The sequence below is a fragment of the Nonomuraea sp. WAC 01424 genome (assembly GCF_003947315.1).
GTDB lineage: Bacteria > Actinomycetota > Actinomycetes > Streptosporangiales > Streptosporangiaceae > Nonomuraea > Nonomuraea spiralis.
This window is the reverse complement of record NZ_QHHZ01000003.1, coordinates 576134-594572: the sequence shown is the minus strand read 5'-3', so window position 1 is coordinate 594572 and position 18439 is coordinate 576134. Positions and strand designations below refer to the sequence as shown.

Here is an 18439-nt window from a genome sequence, read left to right as displayed (position 1 = left end):
GGCGATTCCGCCGACGTCGGGGTGGTGGATGCCTGTCGGCGATCCTTCCGAGGTGAGGGTCGGTGGATGCCCCGGCGGGGGCATCCACGCAAGGCGGGCATTCGGTGGAGGCCCTGGCGACAGTCCGTGCAAGATGGGTGTCCTGGCGACAGTGGAAGGTGGTGGTCCTGGCGACAGGCCCCGCGAGGTGGGTGTCCTGGTGACAGGCCCCGCAAGGTGGGTGCCGTGGCCGGGGGTCTTGCATGGTGGATTACTGGTTGGCGGGCTCTGCGAGGTGGGGACTAGCGGATGCCTTCTCTGCGGAGGGTGGCGGCCAGTCTGCGGGTGTGGTTGATCACTGCTTCGGTGATCCGCTCGATCTCGGCCGGTGGCAGCCCCACCGGCATCGAGCAGCTGATCGCGTCGGTGGCCGGGATGCGGTAGTCGACCGCCACGGCCACGCAGGCCACGCCCGGCGTGCCCTGCTCGCGTTCCAGCGCCCAGCCCCGGGTGCGCACCTGGTCGAGCTCGCCGGTCAGCTTGGTCAGGTCGGTGATGGTGTGGTCGGTCAGCGCCCGCAGCGGGTCGGGCAGCAGGGCCACGACCTCGTCGTCCGTGAGCTGGGCGAGCAGCACCTGGCCGAGCGCGGTCACGTGGGCGGGCAGCCGCCGGCCCACCCTGGGGATCACGTGGCCGGCCTCCCGTGACTCGCGGGTGGCCAGGTAGAGGACGTGGGCCTCGTCCCGGCGGGCGAAGTGCACGGTGTGGCCGATCTCGTCCCGCAGGTCCTCCAGGGTCTCCTGGGCGAAGCGCAGCGCCGGGTCCTTGTCGAGGTACGCGGTGCCGGTCAGCAGCGCGTGCGGCCCGATCCCGAACGCGGACCTGGTCGTGTCCGTCTCCACCCAGTTGAGCTCGACCAGGGTGCGCATGAGGGCGTGCAGGCTGCTGCGCGGGAAGCCGGTGCGCTGCTGGAGCTGTGCCAGCGTGAGGTGGTCGTGGGACTCCGCCAGGGTCTCCAGGATGCGTACGGTCCGCTCGGCGGACTTGACCAGCTGTGGCTCCATACTCGTCCCATCTCGGCGGCGACGGCTTCAGGGTGTCAGGATATGGGATCCCGTCCATATACATGGACATCTACCCCTTGATCGCGCCGCTGGTCAGACCCCGCATGAACTGCCGCTGGAACGCCAGGAACGCGATGATCGAGGGCAGCAGCGCCAGCAGCGAGCCCTTGAGCAGCACGCCGATGCCGACCTCCTCGTCCGAGCGGAGCGAACGCAGCGCGATGGGCAGGGTCCAGGTGCTGGAGTCGGTCGAGACGATCAGGGGCAGCAGGTACTGGTCCCAGATCATGGTGAAGCCGAAGACGCCGATCACGCCGAGCGCCGGACGGCACAGCGGCACGATGATCGTGGCGAAGATGCGCAGCTCGCCCGCGCCGTCGATGCGGGCGGCCTCCTCCAGCTCGACCGGCACCTCCTTCATGAACTCGGTCATCACCAGGATCGAGAAGCCCCAGGCGCCGACGGGCAGGATCATCCCGGCGTACGTGCCGATCAGGTTGAGGTGGAGCACGGGCAGGTCGGCGAGGACCAGCGACAACGGGATCGCGATGATCTCCTCGGGCAACATCATCGTGGCCAGCATGAGCAACATCACGACGGTCATGCCGCGGAACCTCTTGCGTGCCAGCGAGTACGCCGCGAACACGCTCACCAGCAGTTGCAGCAACAGCCCGAACCCGACGACGACGAAGGAGTTGAACAGGTAGAGGTAGACGTTCTTCTCCCCGGCCTGGACGAAGTTCTCCAGGGTCAGGTCGTCGGGCCACAACGAGAAGGACGTCGGGTCGAGCGTCCTGCTGAACGCGCTGACCAGCAGCCCCACCAGCGGCCCGGTGAAGACCAGCACCATCGCGGAGTAGAGCACGACCTTGCCGGCGGTGGCCGCCGGCCCCTTGTGCGCCTCCAGGCCCAGGGCGCTGTCGAACCTCATCTGTCGAACCTCATCTCGCCTGCCTCCTGCGCAGCATCTGCACGACGAGGGTCAGCGCCAGCGTGGCCAGGAACAACACGATCCCGCCCGCCGAGGCGACCCCCAGCTCGTTCTTCTGGAACCCGAGCTTGTAGATCAGCGTCATCAGCACCTCCGAGGACCCGTCGGGGCCGCCGTTGGTCAGGACGTAGACCTCGACGAACACCCGCAGCCCACGGATGGCGGCCAGCGTGAACAGGATCCAGAACACCGGCCGCAGCGCCGGCAGCGTGATGTGCCGCAGCCGGCGCCAGGTGGACGCGCCGTCGACGGCGGCGGCCTCGTACAGGGTGCGGTCCACGCCGACCAGGCCGGCCAGAAAGATCATCATGTCGTACGGCGTCCCGCGCCAGACGCTCATCAGCATGATCGACCAGAGTGAGGAGTCCTCGCTGCCCAGCCACGGCTGCGGGTCGATGCCCAGCCGACCGATGATGACGTTGAGCATGCCGGTGTCGCCCGGGTGGAACATGATCCGCCAGACCTCGGCCACCGCGGCCATCGTGGTGACGACCGGGAGGAAGGCCGCGGTCCTGACGAACCACAGGTAACGGGCGGTGCCCTCGATGAGCAGCGCGAGCACCAGCCCGAGCAGGAGCGAGCCGAGCGTGGTGCCGAGCGCCAGTACGAGGCTGTGCCAGATGGCCGAGGCGAAGGCGTCGTCCGCGATGATCGTGCGGTAGTTGTCGAGGCCGACCCATTCGTCCGAGACGTACTGGACCTTGTTGAAGCTCTTCCACAGGCCGAGGGCCATCGGGATGAACTTGAAGTACAGGAACAGCAGCAGGGCGGGGGCGAGGAACAGCCAGGCGGCCAGCGTGCCCCGCCGCCGGGCCGGGCCGGGTCCGGTGTGGCGGCGAGCGGGCGCCGTCGTGGCCGCCGCCCGCGTGACGGTCGGGGTCATGACGCTTTCTGGCTCTGCAGTTCCTGGGTGAGCTTGGTGGTCAGCTCGCCCATCTTCGCCTTGACGTCGGCGCCGCAGTCGGCCCATACGGCGTTGACGACGTCGGCGGAGTCCTGCCGGATGGGCGCCCAGTTGGGCACCGGCGGCGCGTAGACGGCGTGGTCGTAGGACTCCTGGAACACCTTCCAGCGCGGGTCCTGCCGCTCGGCGGCCAGGTCCACGCCCTTGTTCACGGGCAGGCGGACGATTGCGCCGTTGGCGTCCTTGTTCATGCCGATGCGCTGGCCGTCGGGGGAGATCGCGAACTCGGCGAACTTCTGCTGGGCGTCGGGCATGTCCGATCCGGCCATCAGGTAGACGTTCTCGCCCTCGCCGAGGGTTCCGGGGCCGCCGGAGGGGCCCTTGGGCACCGGCAGCACCTCGATCCTGTCGGTGCCGATGCTCTTGACGAACCGGGCCAGCACGTACGGGCCGACCAGGTAGATGCCGCCCTGTCCCTTCTCGAACACCTCGTGCGTGACGGTGGTGTCGTTGCTGACCGCGCCCGGGTTGACCGTCTTGCTCTTGCAGAACTGGTCCTGGAGGTACTGCACGGCCTCGACGGTCCTGGGGTCGTCCGTCATCGCGGCGAACCTGCCGGGGCCGGTGGGCTTCACGAAGTCGCCGCCGTTGGCGTAGATGAGGGAGGAGGCGTACCAGGAGGCGTAGCCACGTTTGGTGCCGGCCGGGATCACGAAGCCGGCGGTGTCCTTCTGCCCGTTGCCGTCGGGGTCGTCGTCGGTGAAGGCGCGGGCCAGTTCGGCCAGGTCCGCCCAGGTCCGCGGCGGTCGCAGGCCGACCTTCTCCCGCCAGTCCTTGCGCACGATGAGGGCGAAGGCCTGGGCGGAGAAGGGCGCGCCGTAGAACTTGCCGTCGGAGCCGGTGGCCGCCTTCCAAGCCAGGTCCGAGAGCTGGTCGCCGCCGGTCAGCTTGCTCTTGTCCACCTCGCGCAGCCAGCCCTGGGAATGCATGTTGCCCAGTTGCGCGGTGTCGTTGACGACGATGTCGGGAAGCGCCTTCTGGGACGCCTGCTGGTTCAGTTTCGTCTCGAAGTCGTCGAAGAGGGCGACGACTTTGGTCTTGATCCCGCTGGCCTTGGTGAATGCGCCGGCGAGTTTCACCGCCGTCTTCGCGGAATCGGAATCGGGCGCCTGCCTGATCCAGATCTCCAGCGTGTCGTTCGTGCTCGATCCCCCGGAACCGCAGCCCGTCAGCGTTGCGGCCAGGCTCGCGGCGAGCGCGACCCCCAGCAAACGGCGTGACATCAGACCGCCTCCCGTTCACATACGTGGACACGTGTCGTGTGCATGAACTTGTTCCTGTGACGGTAACTACGGCGATATAGACCGGTCAATATTCAAGGATGTGAATTTATGTCAGAATTGTGTACAACGGTTGACATGCGCATTCTGATGACCGGAGCCGCGGGAAAAGTCGGCACGCTGCTCCGCCCCCGGCTCGCCCGTCCGGGGCGCACGCTGCGGCTCTCCGACCTCCACCCGGTCGGTACGGGCCCGGACGAGGAGTGGGTGACCGCCGACCTCGCCGACGCCGCGGCCATGGCCGAGGCCATGAAGGGTGTGGACGCCGTACTGCACCTGGGCGGCCAGAGCCGCGAGCACCCGTGGGACGACATCGTGCACGCCAACGTCAACGGCACCCACGTGCTCATGGAGGCCGCCAGGAACGAGGGCGTCGAGCACTTGGTACTCATGGGCAGCCACCACGCGGCCGGCTTCCACACCAGGCCGCGCGACGGCTCAGACCTCCCCGACTACGCCTTCCCGCGCCCCGACACCTTCTACGGTGTCAGCAAGGTCGTCATGGAGGCCCTGGGCAGCCTCTACCACGACAGGTTCGGCATGAACGTGACCGTGATCAGGCTCGGCACCTGCAACGAGGGCTCGGCCGACACCCGGGGCCTGGCCACCTGGATCTCGCCCGACGACCTGGCCCGCCTGGTCGAGGCCGCGCTGGCCGCGCCCGGCTACCACGTCGTCTGGGGCGTGTCCGGCAACGCCCGCCGGTGGTGGTCGCTGGAGGAGGCCCGCCGCATCGGCTACGACCCCCGCGACGACTCCGAGCCCCAGGCCGCCGCGCTCGTCGCCGAGCAGGGCGAGCCCGACCTGGCCGACCCCGTGCACGACCGCGCCGGAGGGATGTTCACGCTGAAGGAGCTCGGCGGCTCCTGGTAGGCAAACGGTTGCAGAAACCTTGACGGCCGGACCGTCGAAGGTCAAGGCTTAGCCCTGGCAACCGTTTGCAAGGGAGGACGGCGATGGCGACGACGATCAAGGACGTCGCACGCGCCTGCGGCGTGCACGTGTCAACCGTCTCACGCACCTTCTCCGCGCCGCACCTGGTCAATCCTGCCACGCGCAACCGCGTGCTGGCCGCCGCCGAGGACCTCGGCTACCGGCCCAACAGGGCGGCCAGGGCGCTGACGACCGGGCGTACGTTCAACCTCGGCCTCATCGTGGCCGACATCGCGAACCCGTTCTTCCCCTCGTTGATCAAGGCCGCCCAGGCGCAGGCCAGGGGCCGTGACTACCACGTCTTCGTGGCCGACACCGACGAGGACCCGCGGGTCGAGGAGGAGCTGATCAGGACGTTCGCCAAGCAGGTGGACGGTGTGCTGCTGTGCAGCCCCCGCCTGTCGAACCGGATGATCGAGCGCCTGGCCGAGGACGTGCCGTTCGTGCTGGTGAACCGGCGGATCAAGGGCATGCCCGCGGTGCTGATGGACGTCGGCAAGGGCGCCAGGCTCGCGCTGGAGCACCTGGCCGGGCTCGGCCACCGCAGGATCGCCCTGCTCTCCGGCCCGCCCGGCTCGTGGACCAGCAACGAGATGCAGGCCGCCGCCGCCGAGATGCCGGGTCTCGACCTGGTCTTCTTCGGCCCCAACCAGCCCACCGAATCGGGCGGCCTGGCGGTGGCGCCCGAGGTGGCCGCGTGCGGGGCGACCGGCGTGCTGGCCTACAACGACCTCGTGGCGCTCGGCCTGATCGAAGGGCTGACGGCGATGGAGATCGGCGTACCGGGCCGGATCAGTGTGATCGGGTTCGACGACATCCTTCCTGGGCGGCTCGGCCGGCCCAAGCTGACCACGGTGGCGATGCCCGCCGCGACGGCCGGGCGGATGGCGGTCGACCTGCTGCTGCAGTCAGAGGGCGAGGGCGCGGTGATCACCCTGGACACCGACCTCATCGTCCGCGAGTCCACGGGAAGGGCCAACACATGATCTTCGGAACGCTGGCGTCGGGCGAGACCGTCGAGCGCGTGGAGCTGTCGTCCGGACGGCTGCGCGCCGAGGTGCTCACCTACGGCGCCGTCCTGCGCTCGCTGGAGGTCGGCGGCCTCGACGTCGTGCTCGGCCTGGACACGCTGGAGGACTACCTGACCCGCAGCCGCTACTTCGGCGCCGTGGTCGGCCGCTACGGCAACCGCGTCGCCGGCGGCCGCTTCACCCTCGACGGCGAGCACCGCCTGCCGGTCAACAACGGCCCCAACAGCCTGCACGGCGGCACCGAGGGCTTCGACCGCAGGGTGTGGACGATCACCGCCCGCACCGCCACCTCGGTCACCCTCGAACTGACCAGCCCCGACGGCGACCAGGGCTACCCCGGCACGCTCACCGCCTCGGTCACCTACACCCTGGACGACGACGCCCTCCGCCTCGACTACACCGCCGAGACCGACGCGCCGACCGTGCTCAACCTCACCAACCACTCCTACTTCAACCTGACCGGCGGCGGCGACGTGCTCGGCCACGTGGTCAGGATGGAGGCCGGCCACTACCTGCCCGTGGACGACGGCAAGATCCCCACCGGCGAGCTCGCGCCGGTCAAGGGCACCGACTTCGACTTCACCGAGCCGCACGCGGTGGGCGACCGGCTCGGCGGCGCCTACGACCACTGCTTCGTGCTCGACGGCGGCGTCGAGGTCACCGCGGGCGGCCTGACCATGCGGGTGACCACCACCGAGCCCGCCGTGCAGTTCTACGCGGGCGGCATGCTCGACGGGGTCGCCACTCCGTACGGGCCCTTCGCCGGGTTGTGCCTGGAGACCCAGCACTTCCCCGACTCGCCGAACCAGCCGCACTTCCCGTCCACCGTGTTGCGGCCCGGCGAGCGCCACACGTCCTCGACCGCCTACCGGTTCACGGCCTGACCCCGCGCAGCTCCGCCGCCGCCTTGATCACCAGCAGCGCCACGTCGTCCTGCGACGGCTCCTTGGCGAACGTCTCGACCGCGTGCCGTACGCGCTCGGCCACCCCGTGGGCGCTCAGCCCACGGCAGCCGGACAGCAGGGCCGACAGGCCCTCGTCGTCGTCGAGCAGCCGGTCGCCGTTGCGCCGCTCGGTCACGCCGTCGGTGACGCACAGCAGCACCTCCTCCGGCGCCAGCTCGAACGTCTCGACGTAGAACCTCGCGCCGGCCTCGATGCCGAGCAGCAGTTGCGGCGAGGCCACCGTGTCGACCACGCCGTTCGCGCGCAGCAGCAGGGGCGGCGGGTGCCCGGCCGAGGCGATCGTGCACAGCGCGCCGCCCTGGGGGAGCGGGGTCAGCTCCCCGCACAGCAGGCTGAGGAAGCGGTCCTCCTCGACCTCCTCCAGCAGTGCCTGGTTGAGCCGGTCGAAGATGTCGGCCACCGTGTAGTGCTCCTTGGCCAGCAGGCGTACGGCGTGCCGGGCCAGGCCGGTCACCGCGGCCGCCTCTGGGCCGCTGCCGCACACGTCGCCGAGGGCGAAGCACCAGTGGTCGGAGACCGTGAACAGGTCGTAGAAGTCGCCGCCGACGTCGGCGCCCTCCTCGGCGGGCTCGTAGACGACCGCCGACTCCAGGCCCGGCATGGGCGCCGCGCGCATGGGCAGCAGGCTGCGCTGCAACACCCGCGAGGTGGTCGCCTGCCGGGCGTACAACATGGCGGTGTGCAGGTTGAGGGCGACCAGGCGGCACAGGTCGGCCAGCAGGTCGGCCAGCTCCAGCGGCAGGGTCGGCTCGGCGCGGCCGATCACCAGCGCGCCGTGCGAGCGGCCCTGCGTGAGCAGCGGGAACGACAACACGGTCTCGGCGCCGACCGGCCAGCTCACCTCGTTCAGCGCGGTACGCGGGATCGCCGGCAGCGACCTGCGCAGGTTGGCGTTGTAGCGCTCCTCGCTGTGCCAGACGTGGGCGAGCCTGGTCATGCCCGCCAGGTCGGTCAGGTAGACCGCCGCCCAGGTCGCGATCTTGGGTACGACGAGCTGCGCGGTCAGCGCGGCGATCAGCTCCTCGTCGTGCACCCCGGCCAGCAGCTCGCCGGCCTCGGCCAGGAAGGAGAGGCGGCCGCGGTGGGCGCGTTCGCGTTCGGCCAGCCGTTCGCGCTGCACCGGCATGGCCACCTGGTCGGCGATGTGCTGGAGGCTGACCGTGAGCTCCTGGTCGAAGCGGCCCGGCTGGGCGGCGGTCACCACGATGTAGCCGGTCACCTCGCCGCCCACGCTCATCGGCGCGCACGCCAGCGACCTGGCCCGGAGCTGCTGGGCCAGCTCGACGTCGCCGGCCAGCAGGTCGTCGATCATCGACGGCGTCCTGCCGTCGGGGCCGAACACACCCGCGGCCAGCACGCCCACCAGCCCCGCCGTCGCGCCCGCGCCCGCCGCCACCCCGAACCGGTCGCCGCCCTCGGCGGCCAGCAGCACGTACGCCGCGTCGCCGCCGCTGCTGGTCTGGACGATCTGGGCGATGGTGTCCAGCAGCTCGGCGAACGGCATGTCCCGGTCGAGCAGGTCCTTGATCCGCCGACCGGCCTCCCTGCGCAGCGGCGCGGCCGGCGGCGTCAGCACGTAGCGGTGGTCGCCGGCCACGATCATCCAGATCGACCGGTGGTCCTCTGGGCCGCCGCGGCTGCGTACGTGCGAGACGTAGACGGGGATCAGCCGGCCGTCGGCGTGCCGCATCCGGGCCTCGCCCCGCCAGCGGCCCAGAGAGAGGGTGCCGGCCAGGGACATCGCGTACGGGCCGTGGCCGCGCCAGGCCACCAGCTCGGCCAGCGGCAGGCCGACCGCCTGCTCCGGCGTCCAGCCCAGCAGCTTCTCGGCTTCGGAGTTCCAGGACAACACGGTCCCGTCGCCGTCGGCGAGCAGCACGCCGACGTGGAGCCCCTCGATGGGCGTGGCCACGGTGGCCGGTACGAGCCCCGGCGTGCCGACCATGACCTCCTGGTGGTCGGGCCCGTCGGTCAGCTCCAGGCGGACCCACACCCGCTTGGCGGTCCTGGTGTAGGTGACGCCCCAGGCGTCGGCCAGCATGCAGGCCAGGGCGAGCCCGCGCCCGGACGAGCGCATCACGCCGTTCGACACCGCCTCGGCGGACACGGCCTCGGCCGTCAGGACCGTCCGGGCGGGATGGTGGTCGTCGACCTCGATCTCGAGTCTGGCCGGGCTCGCCGAGACGTCGAGACGGCAGGTCAGCTCGATGCCGGTGCCCGCGTGCACCACGGCGTTGGTGACGAGCTCGCTGGTCAGCAGCACCGCGTCCTCGGCCAGGTGGCTCAGGCGCCATTCGCTGAGCACCTGGCGGATGAATCGGCGCGCGTGCGCGGGCGCGTGGGGAGTGCCGTCGAAGGCCGTGCTCGACACTCGGGTCGTGTCCACTCTGGCGGTCCTAGTACATCACTCGATGTGGCAGTTCGGTGACTCTCAGAGTGGCAGAACGGTGCCGTTGATACCTCCTGTTGTGAAGAAGGAGCCGCGGGCTACCGTACGCCGCGAAGAAGACCGACAAGGGGCGCCGCGGCCGCCGTCACGATCGCGCAGGCCAGGAAGAGCAGGAAGTAGTTGGGGCCCGGTGCGAACGGGTCGCTCCCGACGCCGAGCAGCAGCGGCGCGAGCGCCGGGGCCACCGCCGACGGCAGGTGCTTGGCCATCGCGAACGCGCCCAGGAAGCGCCCGGCCTCGCGCTCGTCGGGCAGCACCTGGGTCACCATGCCGAGGTCCACCGCGTAGTAGACGCCGGTCGCCGCCCCCGAGACCACGGCCACGAGCACCACGACGGCCACGCTCGCGGTCGCCGCCTTGAGCAGCAACATGGCGGCCAGGATCACGGTCGCCCACAGGACGAACGGCCGGCCCTTGCCGATCCTGGCCGACCAGCGCCCGCCCAGGTAGGCGAGCAGGCCGGACAGCAGCGTGCTGACGATCGTGGTCAGGCCGACCAGCGCCGCGGCGCCGGCGGTCGGGCAGGACCACCCAGAGCACGAGCGCGGCGGCGACGGCCAGCGCGCCGCACACCGCGAACGCGGTGACCAGCGAGTCCTTGAACACCTGGGCCAGCACCATGGCGGGCACCACGCCGACGATGTTGCACATGGAGAACACGCCGGCCACCCGCGTCCTGCGCGCGGGCGGGAACTGGTCGACCACCGTGGCGGTCAGGCCGGCCACCATGGCCTGGTAGCCGCAGACGGCGATCATCCAGCCGAGCGCGACCAGGGGACCGAGCCGGCCAGGGCGAGCAGCAGCAGGCCGGCCAGGCCGGTGAGCGAGCCGCCGAGGATCCAGGGGCGGCGCATGCCGTACCGGCCGGCGGTGCGGTCCGACAGGTGGCCCGAGACGGGGTTGGCGATCACGGTGGCCACGCCGCCGAGGGCGCTGACCAGGCCGCGGCGCAGGCGTACCGGCTCCTGGGTGAGCGTCATGGCAGCAGCGCGGCGCGCAGCCGCTCGATCCGGTCGGCGGTGAGGCCGTTGGTGAGCAGGAACGTCTCGGCGCCGCCCAGTTCGTCCAGGGTGGCCAGGAACGTGCGCATGGCGCTCTCGGGGGCGTCGAGCAGCGCGCCCGGCACGGCCGCGGGGCCGTCCGCCCCGGACAGGCCGAGCATGAGCAGGATGTCGGGCAGCGCCGGCGCGGTCAGGGCGTAGTCGCGGACGATGGCCTCGTGGTCCACGTCGAGCAGGTCGAGGATCAGGGCGACGACCATGCCGGTCCGGTCCTTGCCGGCGGCGCAGTGCACGAGCGCGGGCAGGCCGTCGGCGATCTCGGCGATCACTCCGGCGAACCAGGCGGCCCGGTGCCGGAGGAGGCCGGCGTACAGGTCGCCGAGGTCCAGGTCGGCGGGCAGTGTGGCGAGCTGGGCGGGGGAGGAGGTGCTGCCCGCGCCGAGCGTGGCGTGCCGGACGGCGCCGCCGAGTACGGCCGCCCAGTCGCCGAGCCGGCGCTCGTCGTCGCCGCGCAGGTCGGCGATCAGCCGAAGGCCGGTGACGAGCCGGGTGTCCTCGGAGGTGAGGGTGTGCGGTTGCGCCGAGCGGTAGAGCACGCCCGGGCGCAGGGAGGTCGCCGCGGCGACGTCACGGAGGTTCAGGAGGGGCATGAGTCATATATATGAGTTGGCGGTCTGCGGGCAGACGGCCTGCGTGTGGCCGACGGATGAACCCTGACGCACCTTTAAGGTGTTCACGTGCCACGACAAGCCCGCTACCGGGAGATCGCCCACGTCCTCGGCAGATCCATCGAGTCGGGGGAGCTGGCTCCGGGCGAGCGCCTGCCGACCGAGGACGCCCTCGCCGAGCGTTACGGCGTCCACCGGCTGACCGCCCGCCAGGCGATGGTGGAGCTGCGCAAGGCCGGCCTGGTCGAGACCCGGCAGGGGCTCGGGAGCTTCGTCAGGCGGGCGCCGCGCAGGATCGAGGTCTCCGTCGATCCCGAGACCCGCAGACACCGTCCTTCGGACATCGCGGGCATGGCGGGCCTGTTCACCGGCGGGGAGCGGCTCGTGGAACGCGGCGAGGTTGCGCATCCGGCCGCGGCCGGTCACCTGCGGCTGCCCGGCGGCATCGTGCACGAGATCACCACCCTGCTCAGGAACGGCGAGCGGCCCTGCGTGCTCAGCCGCTACCGCCTGGCCCCCGAGCTGGCCGGGCTGCGCCTCGACCCGAAGGCGGGTGTGCTGGCCTCGCTGGAGGCCGCCGGCCACGCCTACCGCTACGCCTGGCGCGCCATCTCGGCCGAGCCCGCCGACCTGCACGACCAGAGCATGCTGGAGATGCAGGCGGGCGAGGCGGTGGTGGTGCGGGAGGGGCTGCTCACGCACGACGGGCAGCCCCTGTGCCATGTCGAACGGCGTTGCCGCGGCGACATGATCTCGTTCGTCACCCGATATGACTGAGCAGCACCTCGGTGTCCAGCTCGTAGACCGGCGGGGCCGGCGACAGCGGCACGAGCGTGGTGAGCACGCCTGACGGGCCGAGGTCCACGCGGGTGAACGCCTGCGAGGCCAGCGCGCGGGTGCGTCCGGCGGGGGCCATGGTGTCGGCCGCGTAGGCGCTGCCCGGTCCGACCCAGATCGGGATGCCGGCCAGCGTGCCGGCGCTCGCGCTGTGGGTGTGGCCGGCCAGCACGAGCCGCACGTCCGACCCTTCGAGCACGCGGGCCAGCCGGGCGGGCTCGCGCAGGCCGATGCCGTTCATGAGGGGCAGCACGCTGGGGATCCGCGGGTGATGCAGCACCAGCACGCTGCCGTCGGGCGCGGGTTCGGCCAGCGTGTCCGCCAGCCAGGCGAGCTGGTCGTCGTCGAGCTCGCCGTGGTGGTGGCCGGGCACCGAGGTGTCGAGCGCGATCAGCCGCAGGCCGCCCGCCATCGTGACGGCGTCCCAGGCGCCCTCGCCGGTGCGTGGGCGGGCGGCGGCGTTCAGCCCGGACAGGCCCGCGCGGAAGGCCGCGCGCTCGTCGTGGTTGCCCATGGCGGTCACCACGACCGCCCCGAGCGCCCGCGCGGCCTCCCCGACCGCGTCCTCCAGGATCCGGTACGAGGCCAGGTCGCCCTGGTCGGCCAGGTCGCCCGACAGGACGATCGCGGCCACGTCCAGCCCGGAGGCGCGGACGGCCGACAGCGCGGCCCGCAGCCCGCCCACGGGATCCGCCGAGCCGTGCAGCGGCCCCTCGGGTACGACATGGACATCGGTCAGGTGGATCAGCGTGTACGTCATGACCGCGAACGATGCACGACGACACCGAACGTGACCGGTCATCTATATGAATAAAGTCGGACATTTCGGGCGCACGGCGCGTCCTCGCGCGTGCGGCGGCGTCTCCGACGTACCTTTGGCATCATGGCCACCCGTACGCCGAAAAGCGCATCGAAGGGGCCGGCGAAGCGGTCGGCCTCGCCTCGATCGACCCCCGCGAAGCGGCCGGCCACGGCGGCGGGGCGACCGAAGGCGAGGGCCGCAGGCTCCGGTCGCAAGTCCTCCGTGACCCATCCCGACCCGATCAGCTGGGTCTTCACCATGGTCGGCAAGCTGATCGTCGGCTTGTGGATGTTGCTCGCCAACGGCATCGGCAGCACCGCCCGCGCGCTCGGCAAGAACGCCCGCGAGCTCGACCCCGCCCACCGCCGCGACGGCGTCGGCCTGTCGGTGCTGGCCGGCGCGATCGTGCTGGCCGCGATGACCTGGCGCAACCCCGAGGGCACGGTCTCCAGCGTCGTCAACACCACCGTGCACGCCCTGTTCGGCTCGCTGGCCTGGGCGCTGCCGCTGCTGCTCGGCCTGCTGGCCTGGCGCTACCTGCGCCATCCCGACCAGAACGCCGACACCGGCCGCATGGTCATCGGGTGGAGCGCGCTCATGGTCGGCGTGCTCGGCGTCATCCACGTGGCCAACGACACCCCCTACCCGGCGGGCGACGGGCAGGGCATGGACAAGGTGTCGGCCGCCGGGGGCATGATCGGGTTCATCGTGTCCGCGCCGCCGATGAGCATCCTGCCGTCCTGGATCACGATCCCGCTGCTGATGTTGTTGTCCGGGTTCGGCGTGCTGGTGATCACCGCCACGCCCGTCCACCGCATCCCCGAGCGGCTCTCGGAGCTGCGGCACATGCTCTTCGTACGGGACGCCGAGCAGCCCGCGCCGCGGGGGCCGGGCAAGCGCAAGCCCAGGACCAGGAAGACCGACGCCGAGGGCGCCGAGACGGTCAAGCCGTACGATACGCCGGTCATCGCCGAGAAGGACAAGCTGGCCGACCACTCGCCGGAGATCGTGCCGGGGCTGACCGACGGGCCCGCGGAGGAGGAGCCGTCCGCGCCGGAGCGCAGGCCGGAACCGCCGGAGCCCACACCCGCGCCGCGCAAGGTCGAGCAGCTCGTGCTGTCGCCGCAGGCGGGGCCGTACAGTCTGCCCGACCTGCAGTTCCTCAAGCAGGGCAGCGCGCCCAAGCCGCAGACCAAGGCCAACACGACCGTGGTCAACGCGCTGACCAGCGTGCTGGAGCAGTTCACCATCGACGCGCAGGTGATCGGCTTCACCCGCGGCCCGACGGTCACCCGCTACGAGATCGAGCTGGGCCCAGCGGTCAAGGTGGAGAAGGTCACCGCCCTGACCAAGAACATCGCCTATGCCGTCAAGTCCGCCGACGTCCGCATTTTGTCGCCGATCCCCGGCAAGTCGGCGATCGGGGTCGAGATCCCCAACGCCGACAAGGACCTGGTCTCGCTCGGCGACGTGCTGCGCTCCCAGGTGGCCCAGGCCGACCATCACCCGATGATCGTGGGCCTCGGCAAGGACGTCGAGGGCCGGACCATCGTCGCGAACCTCGCCAAGATGCCCCACCTGCTCATCGCGGGCGCGACCGGCGCCGGAAAGTCGGTCTGCGTCAACGGCCTGATCACCAGCATCCTCATGCGCAGCACCCCCGACGAGGTGCGCATGGTGCTGGTCGACCCCAAGCGCGTCGAGCTGAGCGTCTACGAGGGCATCCCTCACCTCATCACCCCCATCATCACCAACCCGAAGAAGGCCGCAGAAGCCCTCGAATGGGTCGTGGGCGAGATGGACCGGCGCTACGACGACCTGGCCGCCAGCGGGTTCCGGCACGTGGACGAGTTCAACAAGGCCGTACGCGCGGGCAAGCTGGTGCCGCCGCCGGGCAGCGAGCGGGTCTACCAGCCGTATCCGTACCTGCTGGTGATCGTGGACGAGCTGGCCGACCTCATGATGGTGGCCCCGCGCGACGTCGAGGACTCGATCGTCCGCATCACCCAGCTCGCCCGCGCGGCGGGCATCCACCTGGTGATCGCCACCCAGCGGCCCTCGGTCGACGTCGTCACCGGCCTGATCAAGGCCAACGTGCCCTCCAGGCTGGCCTTCGCGGTGTCGTCGCTGACCGACTCGCGGGTCATCCTCGACCAGCCGGGCGCCGACAAGCTGGTCGGCCAGGGTGACGCGCTGTTCCTGCCGATGGGCGCGAGCAAGCCCATCCGGATCCAGAACGCGTTCGTCTCGGAGAAGGAGATCGCCGAGATCGTCTCGCACTGCAAGGAGCAGATGCAGGTCGAATACCGCGACGACGTGGCCGCCGCGCCGGTCAAGCGGGAGATCGACGAGGAGATCGGCGACGACCTCGACCTGCTGATCCAGGCCGCCGAGCTGATCGTGACCACGCAGTTCGGCTCGACCTCGATGTTGCAGCGCAAGCTGCGCGTCGGCTTCGCCAAGGCCGGGCGGCTGATGGACCTGCTGGAGAGCCGCAACGTGGTCGGCCCCAGCGAGGGCTCCAAGGCCCGCGAAGTCTTGGTGAAACCGGACGATCTGCCTGGCCTGCTGGCGGACCTGCGTGGCGAATGACCCCAATGCACGGTTCCACGGCGATAACTGATTGAATATGAACCACTACGCACTGTCGTGGTGGGGAGGCGTTCGCTGTGCAGGAACAGAGCATCGGGGCCATGCTGGCAGCGGCCAGGCAGGCGGCGGGAATGACGGTCGCGCAGGTCAGCGCGGCCACGCGGATCAGAGAAACGATCATCAACCACATCGAGCAGGATGACTACGAGCAGTGCGGGGGCGCCTTCTACGCCCGCGGTCACGTCAAAGCCATCGCCAAGGTCGTCGGCCTCGATCCCGAGGCCACGGTCCACCTGTTCGACCAGCAGCACGGCGGGGCGCCGCAGCCCGTGCGCGCCGCGGCCGTGTTCCAGGCCGACCGCACGCTGGCCCTGCGCGAGCGCCGGGGGCCCAACTGGACGATGGCGCTCGGCGTGGCGCTGGCCGTCGTGGTGGTGTTCGGCACCGTACGGGTGCTCGGCGGCGCCAGCGACCAGGTGCACACCGCCGACGTGCACGCCATCACGCCCAAGCCCAGCGTGCCGCCGAACACGCCCATCACCGAGGCGCCCCGCGCCGCGGCGGCCAAGGGCAAGGTGACCAAAGGCATGGTCACCCTGAAGATCAAGGCCAAGCGGACCTCGTACGTGAACGTGCGCGACGGTGAGGGCCGCATGCTCTTCGCCGGGATGTTGCAGGCCGGCAACAGCTCGACCTGGCAGGCCGCCGACAAGCTCAGCCTGCTCCTCGGGGACGCCGGGGCGGTATCTCTGCAGGTCAACGGCAAGAAGGTGGACAAGCTCGGCGGTCGGGGGGAGATGGTGAGCCGCTCGTTCGGGCTCTCCACGACGCCTCCGCGGTAGTCCGGCGGGGAGGCCGTGCATCAGGTGGTGGCCAACTCCCGATACCGTAGTGTTCACCATGTCATCCCGCCGAACCGCATCGCTGATCACTCTGGGCTGCGCACGCAACGAGGTCGACTCCGAGGAGCTGGCCGCGCGACTTGAGGCTGCCGGCTGGCAGCTGGGCGACGACGACCCCGACGTCGTCGTCGTCAACACGTGTGGCTTCATTGACTCGGCCAAGAAAGACTCCATCGACACGCTGCTCGCCGCCGCCGACTCCGGGGCGAAGGTGGTGGCCGCGGGCTGCATGGCCGAGCGCTACGGCAACGAGCTGGCCGAGGCACTGCCCGAGGCGAGCGCCGTCATCTCCTTCGACGACTACACCGAGATCGGTGGCCGGCTCGACGACGTGCTGGCCGGGCGTCCGCTCAAGCCCCACACGCCGCGCGACCGGCGCACGCTGCTGCCGATCTCGCCGGTCGAGCGGGGCAGCGCGCCCAAGACCGGCATCCCGGGCCACGGCGACCTGCCCGACGGGCTCGCGCCCGCCAGCGGGCCGCGGGTGCTGCGCAAACGGCTCGACGAGAGCCCGGTGGCCTCGCTCAAGCTGGCCTCCGGCTGCGACCGGCGCTGCACGTTCTGCGCCATCCCGGCCTTCCGCGGCGCCTACGTCTCGCGCAATCCCGACGAGCTGCTGGCCGAGGCTGACTGGCTGGCCCACCGGGGTGTGCGCGAGCTCGTCCTGGTCTCGGAGAACTCCACCTCCTACGGCAAGGACCTCGGCGACCTGCGGGCGCTGGAGAAGCTGCTGCCGGAGCTCGCCGCCGTGCCGGGCATCGACCGGGTGCGGGTCAGCTACCTGCAGCCGGCCGAGCTGCGGCCCGGCCTGATCGAGGTCATCACCGCCACCGAGGGCGTGGCCGACTACTTCGACCTGTCCTTCCAGCACGCCAGCGGCAGCGTCCTGCGCCGGATGCGCCGCTTCGGCGACCCCGAGCGCTTCCTCGGCCTCCTGGAGAGCGTGCGCAAGGGCGCTCCCGAGGCGGGTGTGCGCTCCAACTTCATCGTGGGCTTCCCGGGCGAGACCGAGGAGGAGTTCGGAGAGCTGGTCGGGTTCCTGGAGCGGGCCAGGCTCGACGTCATCGGCGTGTTCGGCTACTCCGACGAGGACGGCACGGAGGCCGCCGGGCTGCCGGGCAAGCTCGACCAGGAGGTCATCGACGAGCGCGTACGCGTGCTCACCGAGCTGGCCGAGGAGCTGACCGCCCAGCGCGCGGAGGAGCGCATCGGCACCGAGGTCGACGTGCTCATCGACGACGACCTGGGTGACGGCGGCTACGAGGGCCGGGCCGCCCACCAGGGCCCGGAGGTCGACGGTTCGGTGACGGTCCAGGGCATCGGCCTGGTCAAGGGACAGATCGTGCGCGCGGTCGTGGTCGACGCCGAGGGGGTTGACCTGATCGCGCGCATCAAGGCCAGTCCATGACCAGGGACGAGCGCCGCGTGGTGAGCCCGTGGAACATCGCCAACGTCCTCACGGTCCTCCGGTTGGCGCTCGTCCCCTTCTTCGTCTTCTGCCTGTTCCTGCCCGGCACCGGCTGGCGGCTGGCCGCGCTGGCGGTGTTCGGGGTGGCCTCGATCACCGACCATCTCGACGGCGAGCTGGCCCGGCGCTACGGCCTGATCACCGACTTCGGCAAGATCGCCGACCCGATCGCCGACAAGGCGCTCACCGGGGCGGCGCTGGTGTGCCTGTCGATCCTCGACGAGCTGCCGTGGTGGGTCACGATCGTGATCCTGGGCCGCGAGCTGGGCATCACGCTGCTCCGGTTCATCCTGCTTCGGCACGCGGTCATCCCGGCCAGCTACGGCGGCAAGGTCAAGACCGTGTTGCAGATCGCCGCGATCGTGCTCTACATCCTGCCCGGGGTGCCGTGGCCGCTGCGGTGGGCGGTGATGGGCGCGGCGCTGATCGTGACCGTGGCCACGGGCGTCGACTATCTCGTACGCGCGGTCAAGCTGCGCCAGGTCGCCAGACGGGCGCGTGGGGAGTGATCTG

17 protein-coding genes and 1 pseudogene are annotated in these 18439 nt (G+C 70.9%); 8 read left to right on the top strand and 10 right to left on the bottom strand.

The annotated features are described in order from the left end of the window. Positions 1-281: 281 nt before the first annotated feature. The 4 genes from DMB42_RS12255 to DMB42_RS12240 form a co-directional block, all read right to left on the bottom strand. Positions 282-1043, bottom strand: a complete 762-nt coding sequence (locus DMB42_RS12255; protein WP_125633765.1) for an IclR family transcriptional regulator — start codon at positions 1041-1043, stop codon at positions 282-284. A 70-nt stretch (positions 1044-1113) separates the two neighbouring features. Next, on the bottom strand, positions 1114-1974 hold the full coding sequence (locus DMB42_RS12250) for a carbohydrate ABC transporter permease (protein WP_125633763.1): 861 nt from the start codon (positions 1972-1974) through the stop codon (positions 1114-1116). A gap of 10 nt (positions 1975-1984) precedes the next feature. Further along, positions 1985-2917 (bottom strand): carbohydrate ABC transporter permease, encoded by a 933-nt coding sequence (locus DMB42_RS12245; RefSeq protein WP_125633761.1) that lies wholly within the window; start codon positions 2915-2917, stop codon positions 1985-1987. After that, the gene (locus DMB42_RS12240; RefSeq protein WP_125633759.1) at positions 2914-4221 is read right to left on the bottom strand and encodes a sugar ABC transporter substrate-binding protein; all 1308 of its coding nucleotides are present in this window, start codon (positions 4219-4221) and stop codon (positions 2914-2916) included. Before DMB42_RS12240 ends, DMB42_RS12245 begins: the two co-directional genes overlap by 4 nt. 135 nt (positions 4222-4356) lie before the next feature. On the opposite strand from DMB42_RS12240, the gene DMB42_RS12235 reads away from it, so the two are divergent. From DMB42_RS12235 to DMB42_RS12225, 3 genes are all read left to right on the top strand, one after another. Then, positions 4357-5151 (top strand): NAD(P)-dependent oxidoreductase, encoded by a 795-nt coding sequence (locus DMB42_RS12235; RefSeq protein WP_260477633.1) that lies wholly within the window; start codon positions 4357-4359, stop codon positions 5149-5151. A gap of 83 nt (positions 5152-5234) precedes the next feature. Then, positions 5235-6197 carry a LacI family DNA-binding transcriptional regulator gene (locus DMB42_RS12230; protein WP_125633758.1) on the top strand — a complete coding sequence of 321 codons (963 nt, stop codon included), beginning with the start codon at positions 5235-5237 and terminating at the stop codon, positions 6195-6197. Continuing rightward, the gene (locus DMB42_RS12225) at positions 6194-7126 is read left to right on the top strand and encodes an aldose epimerase family protein (RefSeq protein ID WP_125633756.1); all 933 of its coding nucleotides are present in this window, start codon (positions 6194-6196) and stop codon (positions 7124-7126) included. Before DMB42_RS12230 ends, DMB42_RS12225 begins: the two co-directional genes overlap by 4 nt. On the opposite strand, the gene DMB42_RS12220 is transcribed toward DMB42_RS12225, so the two are convergent. The 5 genes and pseudogenes from DMB42_RS12220 to DMB42_RS12205 all read right to left on the bottom strand — a co-directional run bounded on the left by DMB42_RS12220 (position 7116) and on the right by DMB42_RS12205 (position 11307). After that, positions 7116-9593: a SpoIIE family protein phosphatase gene (locus DMB42_RS12220; RefSeq protein ID WP_125633754.1), complete on the bottom strand. Its 2478-nt coding sequence runs from the start codon at positions 9591-9593 to the stop codon at positions 7116-7118. The genes DMB42_RS12225 and DMB42_RS12220 overlap by 11 nt on opposite strands. Before the next feature lie 101 nt (positions 9594-9694). Then, positions 9695-10156 carry an MFS transporter gene (locus DMB42_RS54905; protein ID WP_396981981.1) on the bottom strand — a complete coding sequence of 154 codons (462 nt, stop codon included), beginning with the start codon at positions 10154-10156 and terminating at the stop codon, positions 9695-9697. A gap of 16 nt (positions 10157-10172) precedes the next feature. After that, a pseudogene (locus DMB42_RS56340) lies at positions 10173-10385 on the bottom strand (hypothetical protein); the annotation flags it as partial. A gap of 23 nt (positions 10386-10408) precedes the next feature. Beyond that, a complete protein-coding gene (locus DMB42_RS12210) occupies positions 10409-10636 on the bottom strand; it encodes an MFS transporter (protein WP_125633750.1) in 228 nt (75 codons plus the stop codon). After that, complete coding sequence (locus tag DMB42_RS12205; RefSeq protein ID WP_125633749.1) at positions 10633-11307, bottom strand: tyrosine-protein phosphatase; 675 nt, start codon at positions 11305-11307, stop codon at positions 10633-10635. Before DMB42_RS12205 ends, DMB42_RS12210 begins: the two co-directional genes overlap by 4 nt. 87 nt (positions 11308-11394) lie before the next feature. On the opposite strand from DMB42_RS12205, the gene DMB42_RS12200 reads away from it, so the two are divergent. After that, entirely contained in the window at positions 11395-12102 is a 708-nt protein-coding gene (locus DMB42_RS12200; protein ID WP_125633747.1) for a GntR family transcriptional regulator, read from the top strand. On the opposite strand, the gene DMB42_RS12195 is transcribed toward DMB42_RS12200, so the two are convergent. Then, entirely contained in the window at positions 12086-12922 is an 837-nt protein-coding gene (locus tag DMB42_RS12195; RefSeq protein WP_125633745.1) for a metallophosphoesterase, read from the bottom strand. The two genes, DMB42_RS12200 and DMB42_RS12195, sit on opposite strands and share 17 nt — an antisense overlap. A 123-nt stretch (positions 12923-13045) precedes the next feature. Between DMB42_RS12195 and DMB42_RS12190 the strand changes: the two genes are divergently transcribed. From DMB42_RS12190 to pgsA, 4 genes are all read left to right on the top strand, one after another. Further along, on the top strand, positions 13046-15556 hold the full coding sequence (locus tag DMB42_RS12190; RefSeq protein ID WP_125633743.1) for a DNA translocase FtsK: 2511 nt from the start codon (positions 13046-13048) through the stop codon (positions 15554-15556). A 77-nt stretch (positions 15557-15633) separates the two neighbouring features. After that, entirely contained in the window at positions 15634-16398 is a 765-nt protein-coding gene (locus tag DMB42_RS12185; protein ID WP_125633741.1) for a helix-turn-helix domain-containing protein, read from the top strand. Positions 16399-16456: 58 nt separating this feature from the next. Beyond that, positions 16457-17866, top strand: coding sequence for a 30S ribosomal protein S12 methylthiotransferase RimO (rimO, locus tag DMB42_RS12180; RefSeq protein ID WP_125633739.1), 1410 nt, complete (start codon positions 16457-16459; stop codon positions 17864-17866). Then, positions 17863-18435 (top strand): CDP-diacylglycerol--glycerol-3-phosphate 3-phosphatidyltransferase, encoded by a 573-nt coding sequence (gene pgsA / locus DMB42_RS12175; RefSeq protein ID WP_125633737.1) that lies wholly within the window; start codon positions 17863-17865, stop codon positions 18433-18435. The genes rimO and pgsA overlap by 4 nt, the downstream gene beginning before the upstream one ends. Positions 18436-18439: the final 4 nt, after the last annotated feature.